Origin of the sequence: Streptomyces sp. NBC_01717 (assembly GCF_036248255.1) — a bacterium.
In the GTDB taxonomy this organism is placed as follows: domain Bacteria; phylum Actinomycetota; class Actinomycetes; order Streptomycetales; family Streptomycetaceae; genus Streptomyces.
Genome location: NZ_CP109178.1, coordinates 9,202,308 through 9,221,691, shown reverse-complemented (window position 1 = coordinate 9,221,691; position 19,384 = coordinate 9,202,308). Strand labels below are relative to the sequence as shown.

The following is a 19,384-nucleotide window of genomic DNA, read 5'->3' as shown; positions in this document are numbered from 1 at the left end:
CCGGGAGGCGCTCTACCGGCGGACCGCCGAGATCAGTCCGCCGGGCCGCTCCTCGCGCTGCGGCGGGGTGCTGATCGGGCGGCCGTAGGCGGCAGCGCGCTCGCGCAGGGTGTGGCTGTCGGCCTCCCAGCCGTGCCCGACCAGCCAGCCCACCGGGTCGTCGGGCATCTCCGAGACCCACATGGACGCCGCCGATCCCTGCGCGGCGTCCGCGCCGAAGCGCTCGATCACGCCGCGCGAGCCCAATGTCAGCCCCATCCGACTGCCTGCCGCCGACTGCGTGCTGATCCGGGCCAACAGCAACTCCACCGCGTCCTCGGGCAGATAGATCAGTAGTCCTTCGGCGATCCACGCGGTCGGCACGGCCGGGTCGTGCCCTGCGGCGGCCAGCGCGCCTGGCCAGTCCTCACGCAGATCCACCGCGACGGTGATCCGCTCGCAGCGTGCGACGGCCCGCTCCTGGCGCAGCACCGAAGCCTTGAAGTCCAGTGGCGCGGCGGTGTCGACCTCGAACAACCGGGTGCCCTCGGGCCAGTCCATCCGGAAGGCCCGGCTGTCCATGCCGGCGCCGAGCAGCACGACCTGCTGGACACCGGACGCGGAGGCCTGCTGCAACAGATCGTCGAGGAATTTCGTCCTGATGACGATGGAGAACGACACGGCCAACCGGCGGCGTCGCGCGGCCTCGTCATCGGGCGGCGGCGAGGAGGGCCACAGGCCGCCGGCGGTGGCGAAGGCCTGTGCCAGTGGGTCGCGGAACAGCGCGTTCTCCCGCTCGGTCTCCAGCGCCCGCACCCTGGCCACCCCCACCGCCGTGGCCCACACTCCCGACGGCTGCACCCGCTCCTGCTCATCAGTCACCGCGCCAGCCTAGATGATCGATTCCAAGGGGCCTGATGAGGGGAGCCAGGTTCATGCGTAGCCAGCCAGTCATGCGCGCACTGGCCGCCTACGACCACTAGAACCACCATTAGGCGGAGATCAACAGTCACCCTGTGTACGCGACCACACGAAGTGGACCAGAGCCCGAGAACGGGAGTCATTTGTCGACGGCTTCGGAAGCCACCGCGTAGCCCCGCCGCTTGATCAATGTCGATGAGTTCGGGAGTCACCGTCACAGCCCGGCGCTGAAGGTCGTCAGCGGGCGCCGGTCGACCGGCCACCGGATGGCGTGCGCGCGGAGCCGTCCGTCGGGTGGCTCCGCGTACGGCGCGTCGGGTTCAGTCGGTGATGTACCAATCGTTCTTGAGGTACTCCAGGGTGTAGCTGCCGAGGTCGCTTTCGGAGAAGGTTGCCGAAGCCCTGACCGCTTCGACAGGCATCTCGATCTTGTAGGGCGTGCGTACGGCGATGCGCTGCGGATCGACGGTCGCGGTCTGCAGAGCCTTCTTCTGCACGGGCGAGATCATCTGGACCACGACGGCGTACGTCGACGTGCACGGGCCGAGCCCCTCGTCCTGCGCCTTCTTCGCGGCGGGCCCGGCCACTTCGCAGACCGTGTCGATGTCCTCACGGCCCAGGGCGTGGAGGTATTGCTCGTACCGCTGGATCGCACCCTCCTTCGTCCTGGGCGCGGGCTGGTCGCCGGTTGGCTCGGCCGACGGCTTCTCGGGTCGAGCAGACACGGACGGCGTGGCCGACGGCTCCTCGGACCGCGTAGACGCGGACGGCTGCGAAGGCTTCGCGTCCGTGTCCTCCTTCGACTTCTCCGGACCGCACGCGCACACCACCAGCGCCACACAGGCCGATACCGCCACGCTCACCATCGTCCGAGCTCTCATTCGGTCCCCTCACCACCGGCCGGCAACACAAGACGTCACGCAGGATCCGGGGCAACGGTTCCCGAGCCGGTCCAGGCGGCACGCCGACCGGTTCACGCGGCCCCGAGTCCACGTGCGCCGCTGCGCGAGGCCACGTGCCGGCCCAGCCCTTCCCCTCGACCAGGCGCTCACCGCCAACACGCACAGCGAGCTCGTGTCGGCTCCGGCCTCGCTCCCGGCGGAGAATGCGGGCGCCACGTCCACGATTGCCGCTGCCGGCGGACGGATCCGACAGCGCGGCATATGGCGGGTACCTCGGAGCCTAAAGGTCGAGTCCGCATTGGGAAGGGTGCATCTGGACCTGTCCCGGGCGGTCTTCGAGCATTCGGTAGTCGACATCGAGTTGCAACTCGGCACCGGCAGGGCGAAGATCACGGCGCCTCGCGACGCCATCGTCGACGTCGAGGATCTGCGCACCGGGTGGAAGGACTCGCTCACAAGACCCGGCGGCGCTCCCGCCCCGGCGGGCCCAGGATCCGGATCTCCGGGACCATGGAGTTCGGGCGGTTGAAGATCCGCCACGCGCGACGTTGAGTTCCATCCGACACCAGGACCACCAATCCAGCGCCTCTTCGTCCCCACTCGACCACAGCTATGACCGCATGGGTTCGGCGCGTTGAGTTCAGGCCGCGGCGGCGAGAAGCCCCGATGCTGAGAGGGACACGCGGGAGCGGTTACGGATGCAGGCCGTGGAGCGCTTCGAGGACGGGCAAAAGAACGGGGAGATCGCTGCCGCGCTGCGGGTGAGCGAGCGGTCGGTGGAGCGGTGGCGCAGGACCTGGTGCGAGCAGGGCGATGACGGGGTGCTGTCGAAGGGCTCGCCAGGTCGACCGCGACTCAGCGAGGCCCAGATCATTTGGCCGGAACGGGAGTTGGCGCCCGGCCCGCTGACACGTGCTGTGGTATCCGCCCCTCGACCCCGACCGGCTGACTGTGCCTGCCCTGGACAGCCACACCGGTAAGGCGCCGGACCTCGACGCCACCGTGCCCGTGGACCACTGGGTCCTGTTCTCCACCGACGAAGCCCCCTCCGACTGGGGCGCGCCCGTCGTGTACCCCGGGGACATGCGCCACCGCCTGCGCGCCTACCTCCCCACCGCCGTCGTCGGCCGGCACTACGGCCGCGGGCAGACTCTGCCCAACGGAGACTTCACCATCAGTCACCGCGACCTGCTCACCGGCGACCTCGACCGCATCGAGCGCCCGCAACCGACTCGTAGCTGAAAGATCAGGCGGGCGGGAGGCGTCACGTCAACCGAACCCGTGATCACCCAATCAAGTTCAGTAGCAACTCGGTGGACGACTACATCTAGGCGTCGCCGGATATCAATCGGCGCGCTTCTTGGCGGGCGCGCGCTCGCCTGCCTGCGGCTTGCATGCGTAACGAGTGGTCCGGTCAAGCCTTTCGAAGCTGCCGATTCCGGCGACCGACACCCGTTCGCCCGCGACAACTGCGCGGACCATGGCGTCGAGGACCGCATCGACCGCGTGGGCAGCCTGCTGCCGCCCACCGAGCTTGTCAGCAATCGCTTCGACGAGCTGAGCCTTGTTCATGTCCATCCCGGTAGGTAGAGGTGGGGAATAATCCGACGGTAGCCACGGCCTCAGCTTCCCGACGGAGGCCTGACCGGGAGCTTTTGCAGTTCGCCCTGTCAGCCCATGCCATGACCTGCCCATGACCATTGGGGGAGGGAAGAAGGGCCCTGTCTGCGCTGCTCGCGGCCGGCGTGGCAGGGTGCGCTCGCAGGTGGGTTGGCGAGCGCAAGCTCGTCGAGGAAGACGGCAACGCCGATAAGCACGGCGGGACACGACCGTCCGCAACTTCTGGAAGCCGGGGAGCCCCGGGGTTTCAGGGAAACCGAAGCCTGTTCAGGGGGAACTCGCGGTTCGGTCCGTGCGCCACCTGGGTGTATCCGTGGGTTCGGCGGGAACTGAGCATGCGTACGTGTGGCGTTCAGGAGGGCCCCTCAGGCCTGAAGGCGCCCACTCTGTGTAGGTCTGCTCACGCTCGCGCGTGCGTGACGACAGCAATACGGCCACCAGCCCCAATATGACGAGGAAGAGCCCCCTGACCACAGGGTCAGCGAGGCTCGGGGAGATTCACGGGATGCCGCACAGCAAACGTCTCCAGACCCAGCTCGGCATCTGGTCTGAGCGCGCCGTACATGAACGCTCCCATCTCGACAAGGAACAGACGGACGGCGAGCCGACCGATCCCGGCCCGGTTCCCGCCGCCCACATCACCTCAGCACGCCCGGCTACCGATGCCCCGCCGACACGTACACGCGTTCGGGTGAGCCCGAGTCCGGAACAGGTCGCACCGCCGCCGGGACACTGGACGTTGCCCGCATCGCCCGTCAACTGCGCGACCGGACCATCAACTGACCAGCCCGCAGTACCCATCCCCACCCCGGGAAACCCACAGCCAGCAATCCAGCCGAAACGCCGCGGCCCGAGCTCGAGCGACGAGCTGGCGGTGGATCGCGGAGGCGTTCCCGTGCCTGTACGCCAGGAGCACCCGGACCGGCCCGGTGATCTCAAAACGCTCCGAACTGTGTGCGCCAGGGCGAGCCGCAGCATCTTCGGAGCGGGAGGCGTCCGACAGCCACCGCCACACCGTCCGCTCCGACACCCCCAGACACTCGACCACAAGGCGCACATGGCCCCGTGTCGGACGGTGCTGCCATCGCAATGCCAGCAGGCGGCGCACGGCCGGCGGCCGCAGCGCGATCAGCGACTGTTCCCCCAGCACTCCGGCCTCGACGGCAGACGGTCCTGCCGGTGTTGTGTCCACATGGTCGGCCCTGCTGTCCACCGTCGCCTCCGGTATCAGGATTCCGTCGCAGTGATGAGGAGGAGACGAATAGTCAGGTGTAGGGGCCCAGCCGGCTGCACGCCCGTTCCAGCAGCGCCATCTTTCACCGCGCCGGGGCCACGCTGAAAGATGGCGTAGACGTGCGAGGTGATCTTCGCCCAGGTCCGGAAGTTACCGCGGGCAGTAGAAGCGTCCGCGCTGACGCCCAACCACTGCCACCAAACCCCGCATTCACCCGTCAGGGGCGTAGACCCGCTTGCCGCAGGCCGATCGCCGCCAGGTCGGCGATGACCTGTTTGTCGCCGCGCCGCCAAGCCTCTGCGAGGCCGCCGGGTGGCGTGGGCAGCGCGGCGAGTTCGCGCTGCGAGCCGGTGAGGACGCGCAGCGCGAGGATGTCGGCGCCACCCGGATCGGCCGCGAGGCGCCGGGTGACGGCGCTGCGGCGGATCCAGCGCAGGCGCAGGGGCAGCCACAGCAGCAGCACGAACACCACCGGGATGACGATCAGGGCGACCGTGGTCAGCGTCGCCACATGGCCCACCGTGTCCTGGAGCGAACGACCTGCGTCGGCCAGCCCGGTGCCGGCCTCGGCGGCGGACCTGAGCGGCTTCTTCAACTGGCCTCCGACAAACGGCACCTTCGAGGCGGCGTCGCCCGCGTCGACGAGTCCGTCGGAGAGGCTGTTGCCGGCACTTTCCGCCTTTCGGCCCGGATAGGCCAGTCGCCCGATCGCGTCGTGCACGGCCAAGGCCAGCTTCACCGCGGCGTAGATCAGGGCCGCCGCGCTCAGGTCTGCGAGGACCTGGCGGCTCCGACGTGCCGGGGTCTGGGCGTAGAGGCGCATGGGCGTGCTCCTTTTCCGGTAGGGCATCGGCGGGCGTCGGCTGCCCGCACGGCTACCCCGATCAGGAGGGCGGGACACCGGCCCACCGCCGGCCCGTGGACCTTCAGAGATAGACCAGGCCCTGCTGCATTTTCGCGCGAAGGCGGTCGGCACCGTCAACCACACCCGTTCGCGAGCCTCATCTGATCCATGTGGGCCTCTCGGTGAGCCAGACCGCTCGACACCGCCACGGCATCGGCGCCGCCCTGCGCCCCGGTGCCCGTCACCGCGACCTCTCGGATCGCGTACCCGAGCGGGACGATAGGAGAAACCCACTGATCAGTGGCGTACTTGCGGCGCACTGTCGCGTACGGACACTACGAAGAAATCCATATCTGCTTCCCGGCCTGCTTCACCGACTTGCAGCCCAAGAACAGCGGCAGCGTAGAACGGCTGACCAGTTCGGCGGCAGCCTCGCGGCCGCATCGTCAGTGAGGCAGCACCTGCCTCCTGTTCAACCGGAGTTACTGCCTGCCCGGCTTGTCCGCGAGGACCTCCGTCCATACAGGCCCAAGGAAAAACACGCTGGGGCTCTGCGTGTGCCGCTGGAGGAGGTCACCACCCGAGCACGGACTTCAGCACCTGTGCCGTCGCCCGGGGGAACGCGGTGTTCCCGTTGTGGCCGCCCGGAAACTCGACCGACTCCGCGCCCAGTCGCGCCGCCAGTGCCAGCGCGCAGCGATAGGTGTGTACCACCGGCCGGGTCGTCCGGCCCGTCGCCGGGATGATCCGCGTTCCGGTCCGCGCTGCAGCCCGCACCGGCTCCGCCGGATCGAGGCCGTCCGTGGTGACGGCCGTGAACTCCGTTCCGATGAAGAACCCGAAGTTGGCCTGTCGGCGGAGCGTGAGCGGCTGAGGGGTGAGGCCCTCCTCGGTCTCGTCGTGCGCCGGGTCGATGCCGAGGTGCCGGGCGATCGCCGGGAACGCCGCCGTCAGGCCACCGGCCGCGTATGCGTCCTGGATGGCCGACAGCTCGGCCACGTGCTCCGCACGGTCTGCCTCGGGCAGCAGGTTCGGCATCACGGGCTCGTGTGCGATCAGTGTGCTCAACATGCCCGGGTGGCGGGCCACGGTCTGGAGGCCGATCGCGGCGCCCATGCTGAACCCGGCCATCAGCGCCGGCCCATCGGTGACCTCGGCGAGCAACCGGGCGACGTCGTCCGCGTGGTCGGCCATGGCGACGGGCCGGGCGGGGTCGTCGAGAGTGCTGCGCGACAGGCCGCGGCGGTCGTAGGTGACGACCGTGAAGGTGTCGACCAGGTACGGGACAAGGTCGACCGTGCGGTCCGCATCACCCTCGCCGCTCTGGGACAGAAGGAGGACGGGGCCGATGCCCTCGACCTGGAAGTGGAGGGTTGCGCCCGGGACGGAGAGGGTGCGGATGGTGGCGGCGGTCGTGGTCATGACGGGTCCCCCTTGCCGACTGTCGTCGGCATCTCCGACTGACACCGCGACAGTAACTCATCGAAATAGATACATCAATATAGATGCATCCATTTCGATGTACCCTTGCGGTCATGAACGGAGTCGAACTGTTCCTCCTGGGACGCACCCTCATGAAGATCGGCGAACAGGCGATGCCCCGGCCGACGTCGGATTCGCAGGGATCGATCCGCTCGGTGGTCGTCGTCCTCGGCGACCTCGTCACCCACCCCGGGACAACGGTCGGCGAAATCGCCGCGCGGACAGGCCTGCCGCAGAGTCAGGTCTCCACCGCCGTTGCCCGGTTGGAGCAGGCGGGCTCGGTCAACACGGAGCCCGACCCGGCCGACCGGCGTCGCCGACTCATCCACCCCACTGCGAAGCCCTCCGCCCGGGTCGCCGAGGTCCGCGCTGCCACCATCGACGACGCCCTTACCACGGCCCTGTCCGGCCCCGACGGCACCGCCCCCGACCCGGACATCCTCATCGAGGTCACGGAGGCCCTGGACCTGCTGGCCCACCGATTGACGCCGTCGGTCGCCGCCCGCGCCCGCGATCTCGATGCCGCGGCAGAACCTCACGCCAAAGCGAAGCCGTAGCCGCCCTCCGGGCCGATCGGCAACGACCGCCCCTGGAACGCTCTGGCTCCGGCGAAGCAGCTGAGCGCATCGAACTGCACTGCTCGGCCACCGCATCCGGGTCGCTCCAGCTGCCCGCGCGACGGGAGCCCACGCCTGCACTATTGCATACAGTATTCAAACTGGATAACGTCTACTCATGCGACTGACGAAGTCCACAGACCTGACGCTCCCCATGACTGGTGCGGAACTCACCACCGCGCGGCGGTGCTGGGCATGACGATCTATGGCGATGACGCGACGATCAGGAAGATTCTCACCACTGCAGGAGACACCTGGGCCGTGGTGGGCCTGTCCGACAACCCCGAACGGGCCGCTTACCGCGTGGCCGAGAAGCTGCAGCGCATCGGCAAGAGAGTAGTGCCCGTGCACCCAAAGGCCGAGACGGTGCACGGTGAGCAGGGCTACGCTTCCCTTGCGGAGATCCCCTTCCAGGTTGATGTCGTGGACGTGTTCGTCAACTCCGCCCTCGCCGGAGGCGTCGCCGACCAGGCTGTGGCGATCGGCGCCAAAGCGGTCTGGTTCCAACTGGGCGTCATAGACGAGGCCGCCTACGCCAGGACTCGCGAGGCCGGCCTGCTGATGGTGATGGACCGCTCCCCCGGACGGGAGATACCCCGGCTGGCGCTGGGCTGACGCTCCCGCAGCCAGCCACTGCGCGACCACACATCACTCACATTCCCAGGAACCGCGAGTCAAGGCGGCGATGACGACACCATTCCCGTCGTCGTACTGGACGATGTGGTGCAGCCCGCACTTCGGAAGCGCGCTGTGTCCGGATCGTGGACCGGACGAATACCCAGTGCACTCCGTCGGCCGAATCGCCAGACTCGCCCGCATGACCACGGAGATCACTCGAATCAATCCCGATCAGCTCCATCCGACGCCCGGCTGTCACCACATCACAGTGGTGGAAGCGGGCCGGACGGCTTTCCTGGCCGGACAGTGCCCTCTCGGCCGCTCCGGCACGCTGGTGGGTCCGGGCGACCTCGATGCGCAGATCGACCAGGTAGCAGCCAATGCCCTCGCCGCCCTCAGTACGGTGGGTGCCCGGCCCGATCAGGTCGTCCGTTCGGTGATCTATGTGGTCAGCGGCAATGCCGCGATCCTGGGCGCCGCCTGGCAACGCCTCACCCGTTCGGCCGTCGGGCCCGCGTTCACCACCGCGAGCACACTGCTCGGCATCGAGCAGCTCGGCTTTCCCGGGCAGCTGATCGAGGTCGACCTCACGGCGGCACTACCCACCTGACCGCTGGTCGGCGAAGACGTGGTGGCGGGCATCAGCCTGTGGATCAAGACGCTCAAACGGCAGATGCTCGGCCGCGTCGGCTTCCGACTCCTCCGTAGGCGTGTCCTGCTCGCCTGTCGGGCGGCTGAGTTGAGGCACTGTGGTGTCGGTCGCCGCCATAGCGAACGTCCGCAATTCGACGGTGGGTTCAGCAGGTATCGAGTAGTGTCCGGGCTTTGATGACTGACTCCTGGGACACCATCGCCAGAGCCGTCAATTCGGTACTTGCTGTAATGACGATTCGATACGGTGCGCCCCTCCAGAACCCGTGACTGATGCGGGGACCGGCCGCCGACAATGATCCGGTTACCCCAACAACTCAGAATCCGAGGTGTTCGCGGCGCGGGAGCCATCCCGAACCCGCGAACCCTCGGATTCTGCTTCTGCGCTAGAAGGCCGCAGTTCGGTCTTCGCTGCGCGGGTCGGTCACCTGGTGTTCGGCGTAGACGCCCGCGCGCGACTCACGACGCCAGGGACGCGCGTAGGTCACTGATTCGGCGGCCGCCTCGGAACTGTCGTCAAGGTTCACGACGGCTACGGATGGCGAGCCGTCCGTGGCGCACCGCTCAAGCCAGTCGCCATTGGGCGCGATGACTCCGGACGGTGCGGTGGCGCTGTGCTGTGTGGGCACCGAGAAGCTGACCCAGTAGCTGTTGACCGCGGCATGGCCTTGGGCTTGCGCGGCGACAGCACCCGGGGAGACGCCGGTCGTCGAGAACAGGACGCAGTCGACATTCAGCTTCTCGTATTCGGCGAACAACTCCGGGTAGTGGATCTCCATGCCGAGCAGGCAGCCGAAGCGCACACCGTCGACGTCGAAGGTCACCGGTGAGATGCCCGGCGAATACATGTACGAGACCTTCGTCTTCGACAGCAGGCGCTCGTCGTAACGCGTGACGACCGCGCCACGATCGGAAATTACGTAGAGGCTGTTGTGCGGGCGGTTCGCCTCGGTCAAGCGGTGCGCCGAGGCAATCACCGTCCACAGCCGCAAATCGCGGGCCAACTCGGCGATCGCGGCCAACTCCGAATGGAGCACCGGCCACTGGCACCGATCCCAGTCCGCCGGGCCGACCACGTCCGGGCCGTCGACGGACATGACAAGCTTGTTGGGAGAACAGATCGCGCCTTCCGGAAAGTGCACGATCCTCGCTCCCCGAGTACTGGCCTCGCGCATCAGAGCACGGACCTCACGGCCGCTCTCACGCAGCGCTTCAGCGTCTCGGGGGTCATCGCGTACGGGGGTCTGCGCTACTGCGAGCCACACGCTCTTGGGATTCCTTGCTTCCGACATGACGTCTCCTGATGGAGTCGGACGGAAGTGCCGGAGGGCGGACGTGTAGGACTCGCCGGTCTTGGCGGCGCGGGCACGCACCTGGCGCTTGAAGTTCCTACCGGCTGTCATCGCGGCCTTCCACGCCTTGAGCGACGGCTCCCCAGCAACCTCGCCCGAGGCGATCGGGCTGCGACAACGACCTGAGACACTGGTCCCTTTGCCTCCGAGGGGAGACCGTGCTGGGGACGGTCGCGGGAGGTTCGGCGTAGGCCACGCAGTCGGTCATCATGCCGTCGCCCGCCGACTCCGTCAACATCCGTCAACCGGTCCAGCGCCCGTCGAATGGCCGGCCGCTGGAGAGAACACGACAGTTCAGCACGCTGAACTTGACAGAGAAAGTGTCACTGAGCGTTTTCATTCTCAGTCTGTGCAGGCCAGGTGCGGGCAGAGGACAGCCTGAACGAGGGCCGCAATCCGGGTCGTCGAGCAGCGAACCTTGCGGAGGAACCGCGAGGCTGCGGACGGCGATGCCTGTTCAAGAGTGCTCGGATTTTCGCGTACGACCGGTTGACCGCCTGCTGCGCGTCGGAAGGCTTCTTCCACTGGCCACGGTAGGGACACGGACCGTGCCTCCGGCGCCCTGGTGGCCCTCGTCGGCCCAGCACGCGATGCCGGCTTTGACGAGAGGTCGCCGATGCCGTGCTCGCGAGCCGCATGGATATCGTGGACGGCTTCGGGGAGAGCAAGAGAGGCCCACAGCAGGCGGCCAGACGGCTCTGCGGTGAACTGCCTGTTCGTCCTGTCTATTGTCAGCCCGGACGGACGGGAAGGCGCACGAACCCTCCGGTGGGCACAGGTGCGAAGACCCACCTCCGGGGGCTCCGCCCGTCTGCCTGCTCAACGCCCATGCCAGAAGGGCAGTTTGCTGAAAAAACCAAGGGGCTCCGCCACGATCACTCCGTAGGATCTACGGTCATGGTTGATCTCTATCCTCCGACCGATCCCTATGACGTCGGTTTTCTCGACGCCGGAGACGGCAATCGCGTCTACTACGAACAGATCGGCAACCCAGAAGGCAAGCCTGCCCTCAGTGTCCACGGCGGCCCGGGGGCGGGCACACCGCAGCGGCCCCCGCGGGCTTGGGACCCTGAGCGCTACCGTGTCGTCCGCTTCGACCAGCGGAACTGCGGTCGTAGCACCCCGCACGCCAGCGACCCGGCGGCCGACATGAGCCTGAACACCACGCAGCACCTGATCGACGACATGGAACAGCTGCGCGAGCACCTCGGCATCGAGAAGTGGTTGCTGTACGGAGCCTCCTGGGGCGCGACGCTCGTCCTGGCCTATGCGCAACAGCATCCCGAGCGGGTCAGCGAGATGGTCATCCCAGCAGTGACGATGACCCGCCGCACCGAGACCGACTGGCTCTACCGGGGTGCCGGGCGGTTCCACCCCGAGGCGTGGGACAGGTTCCGCGACGGCGTTCCCGAGGACGAGCGCGAGGGCGACCTGCTGGCCGCTTACGCACGGCTGATGGAGAACCCTGACCGGGCGATTCGGGAGAAGGCCGCTCTCGGCTGGCTCGCCTGGGAGGACGCGGTCATCTCGAACGAGCCCAACGGCGTACCCGGCATGTACAGCGACCGGGAGGTCGAATCGCAGATCGCGTTCGTACGGATCTGCGCCCACATCTTCAGCAACGGCGCATGGCTGGAGGAGGACCAACTACTGAGGAACGCCCACAAGCTGGCCGGGATCCCGGCGGTGCTGGTCCACGGCCGACACGACATGGGCAGCCCGGTACAGACCGCGTGGGAGCTGGCGAAGGTCTGGCCGGACGCGCGGCTCCACATCATCGAGAACTCAGGGCACGCCGGAAGCGACGCGTTGGGGGCGACGGTCCGGGCGGCCATCGAGGACTTCAAGCACCGGTGATTCTCAGAGCACGCCAAGGCGCCCGAACCCGTCCGTCGACTTCCGCACCACGGCCCGGCGGGTCGGCCACCCGCACCCGAACCGACAGTGAGGATTTGCCAACTTGCCATCGTGGTTGCGCTGTTGGTCTGACGGAAGGGTGAAGCCCCTGGTGGACGAGTTCACGACCAAGCAGCCAGCGACCCCGTCGAAGCCCTATGCGCCCACGGCGCCTTGCACGAACCGCCGAAGGTGCGTACGCACAGCGTCGGGCTGCTCCAACCAGGGCTCGTGCCCTGCGCCCTCGATCCGGGTAAGCGGAATAGCGAGCCGGAGCGCGAGTTCTTCAAGCGCCGACACAGGACGGGGATCGTCGACCCCACCGAGGAGCTCCGCCCGCGCGGGCAGGCGCGCACGGAGATCGGCAAGGTGTCCATCGAGCGGATCCGCGCGTCCTTCCTTGCCGAGTTCGCCGTTCATGGACCAGTTGACCGGGCGACGCCGCCGGGCACTCTGGGCTGCCCAGTGCCACCCGCGTTCGGTGTCGGCGTGGTCGGTGAACCAGGCCAGCGTGAGTAGCTCGACTTCCTGTTCCTCCGTGCGATCCGGTAGCTCCTCCAGCTCGCGGAGCCGCTCCTGCTGCGCTGCGGACATGCGGCGGCCGCGCTCCGCTCGGTCCCCAGTACGCCAATCACCGACGAATGGCCCGCACATCAGCAGGATTGCGGCAACCCGGTGAGAGTGCCTCAGGCAGAACCGGCTCGCCAGATCGGTGCCGTAGGAATGCCCGATCAGCACTGCACCGGGCACGTCCCATGCGGCGAGCAATTCAGCGAGATCGTCGACATGCCGGGCGAAGGAATGGGGGCCACGCCACGGGGACTGGCCCGTGCCACGCTGGTCGTACCGGTACACAGGCGCGAGGTCCGCGATCATGGGGGCAACATCGCCCAGATAGTCCGGCAGACCCGGACCGCCGTGGAGCAGGATCACAGCCGGCTGCCGAGTCGTGTCCCCCAGCGCCATCCAGCGCAACTGCGCCCCGTCGGTCATCGACACGAGCCCCTGCGTCTCCATCAAAGTCACCGCGAAGAATCTACCGGTGTCACTGAAGCTCCGCCCAAGGTAAAGAACAAGCTGAGGCACCGATATCACGGTGCCGAACACCACCCACAAGAACCCACGGATCATCACTCACGGTCGTGAACTTGTTCCGCTTTGACGGACACACTTGGTGTGGTGGTCAGGCCGCGAGTGCGGTCTCGTAGTCGGCGGGGCTGCGGTAGCCGAGGCTGCTGTGCAGTCGGTGCAAGTTGTACCAGCTCTCGATGAAGTCGAAGATCGCGATTCGGGCCGGGGCCCGGCTCGGCGGGGTTTTGTGTCGAGTAGTTCGTGTTTGATCGTCGCGAAGAAGGACTCGACGAGGGCGTTGTCCCAGCACTGGCCGGTGCGGCCGACTGAGAGAAGAACGCCGAACTCGGTTGCCAGAGCCGCGAATTGCTGGATGGTGTATTGGGCGGATTCAACCGGTCGTCGCAACACCTCGATGGTGGAGGTGTAATGGGCAGCCCGACAGGGTGGATGAAGGAACTGACGGGTAGGTCTCCGATGAAGTCACCGGGGGCGCCGTCGTTGCGGCGGGAGGCGATGACGATGACGGTGGCCAGGTAGAGCCAGCCCTCTGCGGTCGGAATGTATGTGATGTCGCCGCACCAGCAGGTGTCGATCGCCGTGGGATCGGGAGTGAAGTCCCGAAGGACAAGGTCGAGCCGGGAGGCGGCTCGCGGATCTCGGCAGAAGCTCGTTCCTTGCGCCTACTCGACGTCCGCATCGGCCGCGGGCGATCGCGTCGTGCTGCCCGCGTCGCAACGGGCACGGATGATGCCCCATCCCACCAGCGCCGCAGCCAGGACCGTGAGCGTGAGGCCGGCCCAGGTGACCGCCTCGCGGAACTCCGTGGTCTGGTAAGTGCTCCAGCTCGATGTGGCGAGATCGCCAGTGAAGAGCGCTGCGAGGATGGTCCCGCTGACAGCGATGCCGACTCCGGTGGTGACTTCGCTGGCGGTGTCCACCAGCGCCGCTCCGATGGTGGTGCGGTTGGTAGGGAGGCCGCGCATCACGTTGGTCCCTGCGACGACACCTACGACGCGCATACCGGCGGCGACGAGCACGAGCGCGAGGGCGATCCACACGTACCCGAAGCGGCCCAGCAGCCCGTAGACGGCGAGCCCGCACACGACAGCACCGGCGCTGAGCCAGGCGGCCTTGTCGAGACCGACGCGCATGACCAGCGGACCGATGAGAGCACCGCCAGCGATGAGCACGACGACCTGCGGCAACATTCCCATAGCCGCTTCGGCGGGCGTCCAGCCCCAATCGAGCTGGAGCTGGAGGGTCACGAGGTAGCCGAGGCCGGCGGTCGCAAGGCCTGCGGCGGCCTTGAACGCCAGGCCGCTCGACACGAGTGGGCGAGCGACGAGTTTGAGATCGAGCAGCGGATAGCGGGCAGACCTCTCGCGGACGACGAACAGCACTGCCATCACGATGGCCGCTGCCGTCGTCAGCCACGGGAGAGGCGATGCGGTGCCCGTGTGGACGAACAGCGTCGGTGCGACCAGCGCGAGCACGATCGTGGCCGTGCCGAGCAGGGCACCCGCGCCATCGATAGGGTCGCGGTGCAGCTCGTCCGCCTTGTCAGCGGGGATACCGCGTCGAATGCCGATGAACGCGAGTGCAGCGATCGGCACGTTCACCAGCAGCAGCACCTGCCACGGAGCGAATGCGAGCACGAAGCCACCTACCGTGGGCCCGATCCCGAGTCCGACCAGGCCCACGGTCGAGATCAGCGTCGTCGCACGGACGCGGAGCCCGTCTTCGTCGAACAGGCGGAACGCCAAGGCGAGGGAGCCCGGCGTCGTCATCGCGGCCGCAACGCCCATCGCCGCGCGGATCGCGATGAGCTGCTCCGCCGTGGTGACGAACGCGGTTGCCAGACTTGCCACACCCAGCAGCACCAGCCCGACCAGCATGACCTTGCGGCGGCCAACCCGGTCAGCCAGCGCGCCGAGGGCCAGCATCAGCCCGCCGAACACGACGGCATACACGCCCGTGACCCACTGCAGAGCAGTCGTCGACGCCGACAGCTCGCGGCCGATGGTCGGCAATGCGACGTTGAGGATCGAGTTGTCCAGCATCTCGAACAGAAACACCGCTGATAGCCCTGCGAGGGCTACCCCCACTTCGCGCAGGGATTGCGGCGCCCGAGAGGCCGCGGTCGGGGCGCCGACATTCTCGACAGCTCCATTGCGACGGACGTTCACTGCACACTCCTTCGATGTGAAGAAGTGGCGGATCGTCCGATACCGCGTATACGCGCGTGGCCCCTACTTCATCAACCGGCGTCGATGCCCAGCAGTGAACACACGTTTTTACTTCCAGTGCTCTGATACTACACACGGCCCCTGGGCGGCTTCCACCTTCCCGCCGTCCTCGGCTGGGCCGCCGCCATCGTGGCCGGTCTGCTCTTCACCAAGGCGTCGACGAGCGACACCGACGTCTGGTTCGCGGGCTCGCTCTCCGACACCTGGTTCGGTGTGAACGGATTGGGCTGGGCGATCTCGATGGCCGTCGGCGCGGTGGTGTACGCGCTGTTCGGCCGACGTACCAGCACCGCGGCAGGCACCGGGAACGAACCCGCCTTCCCCGCTCTTCAGGAGGCCGGACAATGAGCGGCCGTCTCATCCTCGCAGGGAATGTCATCGCCGATCTGGTGATCGAGGTTCCCGCACTGCCCGAACGCGGCGGCGACGTCATCGGCACGCGTACGGAACTGACTGCGGGCGGCGGTTTCAACACCCTGGTCGCGGCCCGCCACCTCGGCGCGGAAGCGGTCTTCGCCGGGCTGCACGGCACGGGGCCGTACGGCGACCTCATACGCGAGGCGCTCGCCGCCGAACAGATCGGAACGCTGCTGCCCGCCCGTACGGACGGCGACACCGGCTTCACCGTGGCCCTGGTCGACGGCGGTGGCGAACGTACCTTCGTCACCAGTTTCGGGGTCGAAGCGGAGCTGACGCGGTCGGATGTCGACGTGATCGCCGCGCAGCTGCGGCCCGGCGGTCTGGTGCAGCTCTCCGGCTACGGGATGGTGATGCCGGTCAACGGTCCGTTGCTGTCACGCTTCACGGCGTTAGTGATCTGGCGAGGGAAGCACGGTCCTGGTCGCGGAACGCGCATGAGCCTGTGCGGTTGCTCGCGGTGTCCGCGCTGACGAAGGGCCAGGACCGGGCAGCGGCCGCGACCCCAGGGTGTCGGGGGCCGTCGAAAACTGGTGGGCGAAGTGACAGTTCGGGGCCCGGGCTCGATGCTGTCCCGGCCTCGCGACCGTCGCGTGGGTGAACACCAGGTCCTGTCCGAAGCCGGGCAGGCCGCCGTCCGGCACGCCGCCACGAGTGCCTGCGCCCCGCCGTCGGCGGGGACCGATGCTGGAGGAGCGGCTACAAGTCTTCGCAGCAGCCGGGCAAACCCCACGAACCCCACAGCGGACACCAGTCGCGCTGCGTGGTGGCGTCGTTGGGGCGTTCGGTGTAGATGGGCACAGCAGGTGATGGCTCGGCGCACAGAATTGCTCGCGCGCGATCGCTCTCCGACTACTGGTCGCGGCCCGCGTCCCCGAGTTCCTTGAGCAGCAGAGTCAGGGTCGCGAGTCGCTCAGGCCCGAGCAGTTCTTCGATCCAACGGCTGGTTTCCTGTGCCTGCTGGCGGCCCAGGGCTGCTCGTTCATGCCCGGCAGGAGTCAGAGCGATCAGTTGCCGACGGCGGTTGTGGACATCCATGGTCTTGGTGATCAGGCCACGGGCCACGAGTCGGTCGAGGAGGGGGGTGAGCGTCGACCGGTCGACTGCGGCGAGGGCGCCGAGAGTCTTCTGGTCGAGGCTTCCGCGCTCATCCAGGACTTGAACCACTGCGAACTGCGGAGGCGTGAGGTCACTGCTGCGAAGTTGCCACGATGCGTTCACCGCCTGCGAGGCACGTCGTAGCTGGTGGGCCATGCCGTCAGCCAGCAAGCCCTCGTATCGCGCTCCGGTAGTCATAGGCCCAGGGTACATCCGTGCACTGTCAGTCGGTACACGGACTATTTGCATTCGGAACCCTCACCTTCTACATTGATCCGTGTACGGACTTACCGTGTACGGAAGGTGGTTCCCATGCCGCGACGGGTGACCTTGGGGATGACCGGAGCAACCGGCGCCGTCTTCGGTGTCGAGCTGCTTCGCCGGCTACAGAACCAGCCGGACGTGGAAACGCATCTCGTTCTGTCTCAATGGGCCAAAGCAACAATCCACCTGGAGACCAACCTATCGGTTCGCAAAGTTACCGACCTGGCAGACGTGTCCTATGCCTGGAATGATCAGGGTGCGGCGATTTCGTCAGGGTCATTTCAGACAGACGGAATGATTATCGCACCGTGCAGCATGAAGACACTCGCCGGAATTCGAGCCGGATACGCCGATGGTCTCATTCCCCGCGCCGCCGACGTCACGTTGAAAGAGCGGCGCCCCCTGGTACTCGTGCCGAGGGAGACCCCGCTCAGCGAAATCCATCTCGAGAACATGCTGGCGCTCTCCCGCATGGGAGCGAGGATCGTTCCGCCTATGCCGGCTTTCTATAGCCGCCCAAAAACTATCGACGAGCTCGTTGAGCATGTGGTTGTCCGAGTGCTGGATCAGCTGGACATCCAGGTGCCATCGACGCAGCGATGGGACGGAATGCCTCGCCCATCCGAATTGAAAGGCGTAAGGAACTGATGACCGAAATCAATGACCTCCGGTCCTACATCTCCGCGCTCGAAGCGCTGGGAGATGTTCAGCGCATCTCGCGCGTGATCGATCCGAATCTGGAAGCGTCAGCTGTCACACGGCGGTCCACCGAGAACGGCCGGCCCGCCCCGTTCTTCGAACACCTCAGCGGAGTCGATGAGGGGTTCCGCATGATCGGAGCCCCGGGCGCCCTGTCGAGCGTTCCCGGGTATCCGCTGGCGCGGGTCTCCCTCTCTCTCGGCCTGCCGTACACGACGACCACTGCCGAGCTGGTCGAACATCTCAGGCAGGCAGGAACCAAGCAACTGCTCCCGCCGCGGCGTGTGACAGCCGACTCGGCACCCTGCAAGCAGAACATCCTGATGGGTGAAGAGGCGCGTCTCGACCGATTCCCGATCCCGTTCGTTCACCAGAGCGACGGCGGCCCCTACGTCAACACGTGGGGTGTGATCGTCGCCAAGACACCGGACGGCCGGTGGACGAACTGGTCAATTTCTCGCATCATGATGGTCGACGAGCGGCACATGACCGGACTGGTGCTGCCGAGTCAGCATCTCGGCATGATCTGGCGTGAGTGGGAGGCCATCGGCGAGCCGATGCCCTACGCCCTCGTTCAGGGAGGCGACCCAGGCGTACCCATCGTCGGTGGGATGACCGTTCCGACCGAGGTCGACGAGGGCGCGTTTCTCGGGGCGGTGCTGGGCAAGGCGGTCGACGTGGTGAAGTGCGAGACCAACGATCTGGAGGTGCCTGCCTCCGCCGAGGTCGTCATCGAGGGGCACCTGTCCGCAACGCGTGATGCCGTGGAGGGCCCGTTCGCGGAGTTCCACGGCTGGGCACTGCCCGAGACGTCGCCGCAACCGCTCTTCAGCATCGAAGCGATCACGTACCGGGACGGCCCCATCTGGCCGCTGGCCGCCGCCGGACGGCCTGTGGACGACTCGCACGTCGCTCCGGCTGCGGGCATCTCAGCAGAGGTCGTCGCGGTCTTGCAGGAGGCTGGTCTGCCGATCACGACGGCCTGGCTACCTCTCGGCGCCGCCTGCTTCTGGACGGTGATCACGGTCCCGCAGAACTGGCGCGACTTGTTGCCGGGTATGGACACCGCGCGATTCGTGCACCGCATCGGTGAAGTACTGAACGGCACCCGGGTTGGCCGACTCTCCCCCGTCGTCTATGTCCTCGACGACGACGTGGATCCGTCGAATGACTCGGATCTCCTGTGGGCGCTTGCCACCAGGGTGCATCCGTCACTCCGTCAAGAGCAGTGGCACGGACCGATCATGCCGTGGTACCCGTGCTTCCTAGAGGAGGAACTGCACAACGGCTGGGGAGCCGTCGTCGTGCACGACGCCCTGCTCCCGGCGGTGGGTGGCGGACGCGTCCCTCCCGCGACATTCGACGGTGTCTTCCCGGCAGCGGTGCGCGCCAAGGTCCTGGCCGCCGAGTCCGAGTTGGCAGGCGACACCGGTTCTGCCGCATCGAGCTGACTGCGGTGCCATAGACCTC

17 protein-coding genes and 5 pseudogenes are annotated in these 19,384 nt (G+C 67.3%); 11 read left to right on the top strand and 11 right to left on the bottom strand.

All coding sequences use genetic code 11. From position 1 onward, the window contains the following. Nucleotides 1-12: 12 nt before the first annotated feature. Nucleotides 13-825, bottom strand: coding sequence for a class I SAM-dependent methyltransferase (locus tag OHB49_RS41720; RefSeq protein ID WP_329166806.1), 813 nt, complete (start codon nucleotides 823-825; stop codon nucleotides 13-15). 395 nt (nucleotides 826-1,220) lie between these two features. Further along, the gene (locus OHB49_RS41715; protein ID WP_329166221.1) at nucleotides 1,221-1,757 is read right to left on the bottom strand and encodes a hypothetical protein; all 537 of its coding nucleotides are present in this window, start codon (nucleotides 1,755-1,757) and stop codon (nucleotides 1,221-1,223) included. Nucleotides 1,758-1,935: 178 nt separating this feature from the next. On the opposite strand from OHB49_RS41715, the pseudogene OHB49_RS41710 reads away from it, so the two are divergent. The 3 genes and pseudogenes from OHB49_RS41710 to OHB49_RS41700 all read left to right on the top strand — a co-directional run. Next, nucleotides 1,936-2,354 (top strand): annotated as a pseudogene (locus OHB49_RS41710) (hypothetical protein); the annotation flags it as partial. 113 nt (nucleotides 2,355-2,467) lie between these two features. Continuing rightward, nucleotides 2,468-2,710, top strand: a pseudogene (locus OHB49_RS41705) (helix-turn-helix domain-containing protein); the annotation flags it as partial. Nucleotides 2,711-2,714: 4 nt separating this feature from the next. Beyond that, entirely contained in the window at nucleotides 2,715-3,044 is a 330-nt protein-coding gene (locus OHB49_RS41700; protein ID WP_329166220.1) for a hypothetical protein, read from the top strand. A gap of 114 nt (nucleotides 3,045-3,158) precedes the next feature. On the opposite strand, the pseudogene OHB49_RS41695 reads toward OHB49_RS41700, so the two are convergent. The 3 genes and pseudogenes from OHB49_RS41695 to OHB49_RS41680 form a co-directional block, all read right to left on the bottom strand. Further along, nucleotides 3,159-3,374: pseudogene (locus OHB49_RS41695) on the bottom strand (HU family DNA-binding protein); the annotation flags it as partial. Between the two features lie 1,499 nt (nucleotides 3,375-4,873). Then, nucleotides 4,874-5,479: a hypothetical protein gene (locus OHB49_RS41685; protein WP_329166218.1), complete on the bottom strand. Its 606-nt coding sequence runs from the start codon at nucleotides 5,477-5,479 to the stop codon at nucleotides 4,874-4,876. Between the two features lie 594 nt (nucleotides 5,480-6,073). Next, a complete protein-coding gene (locus tag OHB49_RS41680; protein ID WP_329166216.1) occupies nucleotides 6,074-6,922 on the bottom strand; it encodes an alpha/beta fold hydrolase in 849 nt (282 codons plus the stop codon). A 113-nt stretch (nucleotides 6,923-7,035) separates the two neighbouring features. Between OHB49_RS41680 and OHB49_RS41675 the strand changes: the two genes are divergently transcribed. The 3 genes from OHB49_RS41675 to OHB49_RS41665 all read left to right on the top strand — a co-directional run bounded on the left by OHB49_RS41675 (nucleotide 7,036) and on the right by OHB49_RS41665 (nucleotide 8,827). Further along, nucleotides 7,036-7,539, top strand: a complete 504-nt coding sequence (locus tag OHB49_RS41675; protein WP_329166214.1) for a MarR family winged helix-turn-helix transcriptional regulator — start codon at nucleotides 7,036-7,038, stop codon at nucleotides 7,537-7,539. A gap of 261 nt (nucleotides 7,540-7,800) precedes the next feature. Beyond that, nucleotides 7,801-8,214, top strand: a complete 414-nt coding sequence (locus tag OHB49_RS41670; protein WP_329166805.1) for a CoA-binding protein — start codon at nucleotides 7,801-7,803, stop codon at nucleotides 8,212-8,214. Between the two features lie 202 nt (nucleotides 8,215-8,416). After that, entirely contained in the window at nucleotides 8,417-8,827 is a 411-nt protein-coding gene (locus OHB49_RS41665; protein WP_329166212.1) for a RidA family protein, read from the top strand. 427 nt (nucleotides 8,828-9,254) lie between these two features. Here OHB49_RS41665 and OHB49_RS41660 read toward each other — a convergent pair whose 3' ends face one another. Together OHB49_RS41660 and OHB49_RS41655 are read right to left on the bottom strand one after the other, a co-directional pair. Further along, nucleotides 9,255-10,160, bottom strand: coding sequence for a carbon-nitrogen hydrolase family protein (locus OHB49_RS41660; protein ID WP_329166804.1), 906 nt, complete (start codon nucleotides 10,158-10,160; stop codon nucleotides 9,255-9,257). A 402-nt stretch (nucleotides 10,161-10,562) separates the two neighbouring features. After that, nucleotides 10,563-10,937: pseudogene (locus tag OHB49_RS41655) on the bottom strand (transposase family protein); the annotation flags it as partial. A 180-nt stretch (nucleotides 10,938-11,117) separates the two neighbouring features. On the opposite strand from OHB49_RS41655, the gene pip reads away from it, so the two are divergent. Next, complete coding sequence (pip, locus tag OHB49_RS41650) at nucleotides 11,118-12,077, top strand: prolyl aminopeptidase (RefSeq protein ID WP_030980151.1); 960 nt, start codon at nucleotides 11,118-11,120, stop codon at nucleotides 12,075-12,077. Between the two features lie 195 nt (nucleotides 12,078-12,272). Here pip and OHB49_RS41645 read toward each other — a convergent pair whose 3' ends face one another. The 3 genes and pseudogenes from OHB49_RS41645 to OHB49_RS41630 form a co-directional block, all read right to left on the bottom strand. Further along, nucleotides 12,273-13,226, bottom strand: coding sequence for an alpha/beta fold hydrolase (locus OHB49_RS41645; protein WP_329166210.1), 954 nt, complete (start codon nucleotides 13,224-13,226; stop codon nucleotides 12,273-12,275). Between the two features lie 73 nt (nucleotides 13,227-13,299). Beyond that, nucleotides 13,300-13,502: pseudogene (locus tag OHB49_RS41640) on the bottom strand (integrase core domain-containing protein); the annotation flags it as partial. A 368-nt stretch (nucleotides 13,503-13,870) separates the two neighbouring features. Further along, the gene (locus OHB49_RS41630; protein WP_329166209.1) at nucleotides 13,871-15,376 is read right to left on the bottom strand and encodes an MFS transporter; all 1,506 of its coding nucleotides are present in this window, start codon (nucleotides 15,374-15,376) and stop codon (nucleotides 13,871-13,873) included. 189 nt (nucleotides 15,377-15,565) lie between these two features. Here OHB49_RS41630 and OHB49_RS41625 point away from each other — a divergent pair, with 189 nt between their 5' ends. Both OHB49_RS41625 and OHB49_RS41620 read left to right on the top strand, forming a co-directional pair. After that, nucleotides 15,566-15,784: a hypothetical protein gene (locus tag OHB49_RS41625; RefSeq protein WP_329166208.1), complete on the top strand. Its 219-nt coding sequence runs from the start codon at nucleotides 15,566-15,568 to the stop codon at nucleotides 15,782-15,784. Next, on the top strand, nucleotides 15,781-16,326 hold the full coding sequence (locus OHB49_RS41620) for a PfkB family carbohydrate kinase (RefSeq protein WP_329166207.1): 546 nt from the start codon (nucleotides 15,781-15,783) through the stop codon (nucleotides 16,324-16,326). The genes OHB49_RS41625 and OHB49_RS41620 overlap by 4 nt, the downstream gene beginning before the upstream one ends. A 379-nt stretch (nucleotides 16,327-16,705) precedes the next feature. Here the strand turns inward: OHB49_RS41620 and OHB49_RS41615 are convergent, their stop codons facing one another. Beyond that, on the bottom strand, nucleotides 16,706-17,149 hold the full coding sequence (locus OHB49_RS41615) for a MarR family winged helix-turn-helix transcriptional regulator (protein ID WP_329166206.1): 444 nt from the start codon (nucleotides 17,147-17,149) through the stop codon (nucleotides 16,706-16,708). A 114-nt stretch (nucleotides 17,150-17,263) separates the two neighbouring features. Between OHB49_RS41615 and OHB49_RS41610 the strand changes: the two genes are divergently transcribed. Then, nucleotides 17,264-17,863, top strand: a complete 600-nt coding sequence (locus OHB49_RS41610; protein WP_329166204.1) for a non-oxidative hydroxyarylic acid decarboxylases subunit B — start codon at nucleotides 17,264-17,266, stop codon at nucleotides 17,861-17,863. Continuing rightward, nucleotides 17,863-19,365: a UbiD family decarboxylase gene (locus tag OHB49_RS41605; protein ID WP_329166202.1), complete on the top strand. Its 1,503-nt coding sequence runs from the start codon at nucleotides 17,863-17,865 to the stop codon at nucleotides 19,363-19,365. Before OHB49_RS41610 ends, OHB49_RS41605 begins: the two co-directional genes overlap by 1 nt. Nucleotides 19,366-19,384 lie beyond the last annotated feature (19 nt).

What these genes read in the sequence shown, in the direction of transcription:
- OHB49_RS41685 (WP_329166218.1), bottom strand. Translation starts at nt 5,479, where the DNA reads ATGCGCCTCTACGCCCAGACCCCGGCACGTCGGAGCCGCCAGGTCCTC.
- OHB49_RS41680 (WP_329166216.1), bottom strand. Translation starts at nt 6,922, where the DNA reads ATGACCACGACCGCCGCCACCATCCGCACCCTCTCCGTCCCGGGCGCA.
- OHB49_RS41675 (WP_329166214.1), top strand. Translation starts at nt 7,036, where the DNA reads ATGAACGGAGTCGAACTGTTCCTCCTGGGACGCACCCTCATGAAGATC.
- OHB49_RS41665 (WP_329166212.1), top strand. Translation starts at nt 8,417, where the DNA reads ATGACCACGGAGATCACTCGAATCAATCCCGATCAGCTCCATCCGACG.
- OHB49_RS41660 (WP_329166804.1), bottom strand. Translation starts at nt 10,160, where the DNA reads ATGTCGGAAGCAAGGAATCCCAAGAGCGTGTGGCTCGCAGTAGCGCAG.
- pip (WP_030980151.1), top strand. Translation starts at nt 11,118, where the DNA reads ATGGTTGATCTCTATCCTCCGACCGATCCCTATGACGTCGGTTTTCTC.
- OHB49_RS41620 (WP_329166207.1), top strand. Translation starts at nt 15,781, where the DNA reads ATGAGCGGCCGTCTCATCCTCGCAGGGAATGTCATCGCCGATCTGGTG.
- OHB49_RS41615 (WP_329166206.1), bottom strand. Translation starts at nt 17,149, where the DNA reads ATGACTACCGGAGCGCGATACGAGGGCTTGCTGGCTGACGGCATGGCC.
- OHB49_RS41610 (WP_329166204.1), top strand. Translation starts at nt 17,264, where the DNA reads ATGCCGCGACGGGTGACCTTGGGGATGACCGGAGCAACCGGCGCCGTC.
- OHB49_RS41605 (WP_329166202.1), top strand. Translation starts at nt 17,863, where the DNA reads ATGACCGAAATCAATGACCTCCGGTCCTACATCTCCGCGCTCGAAGCG.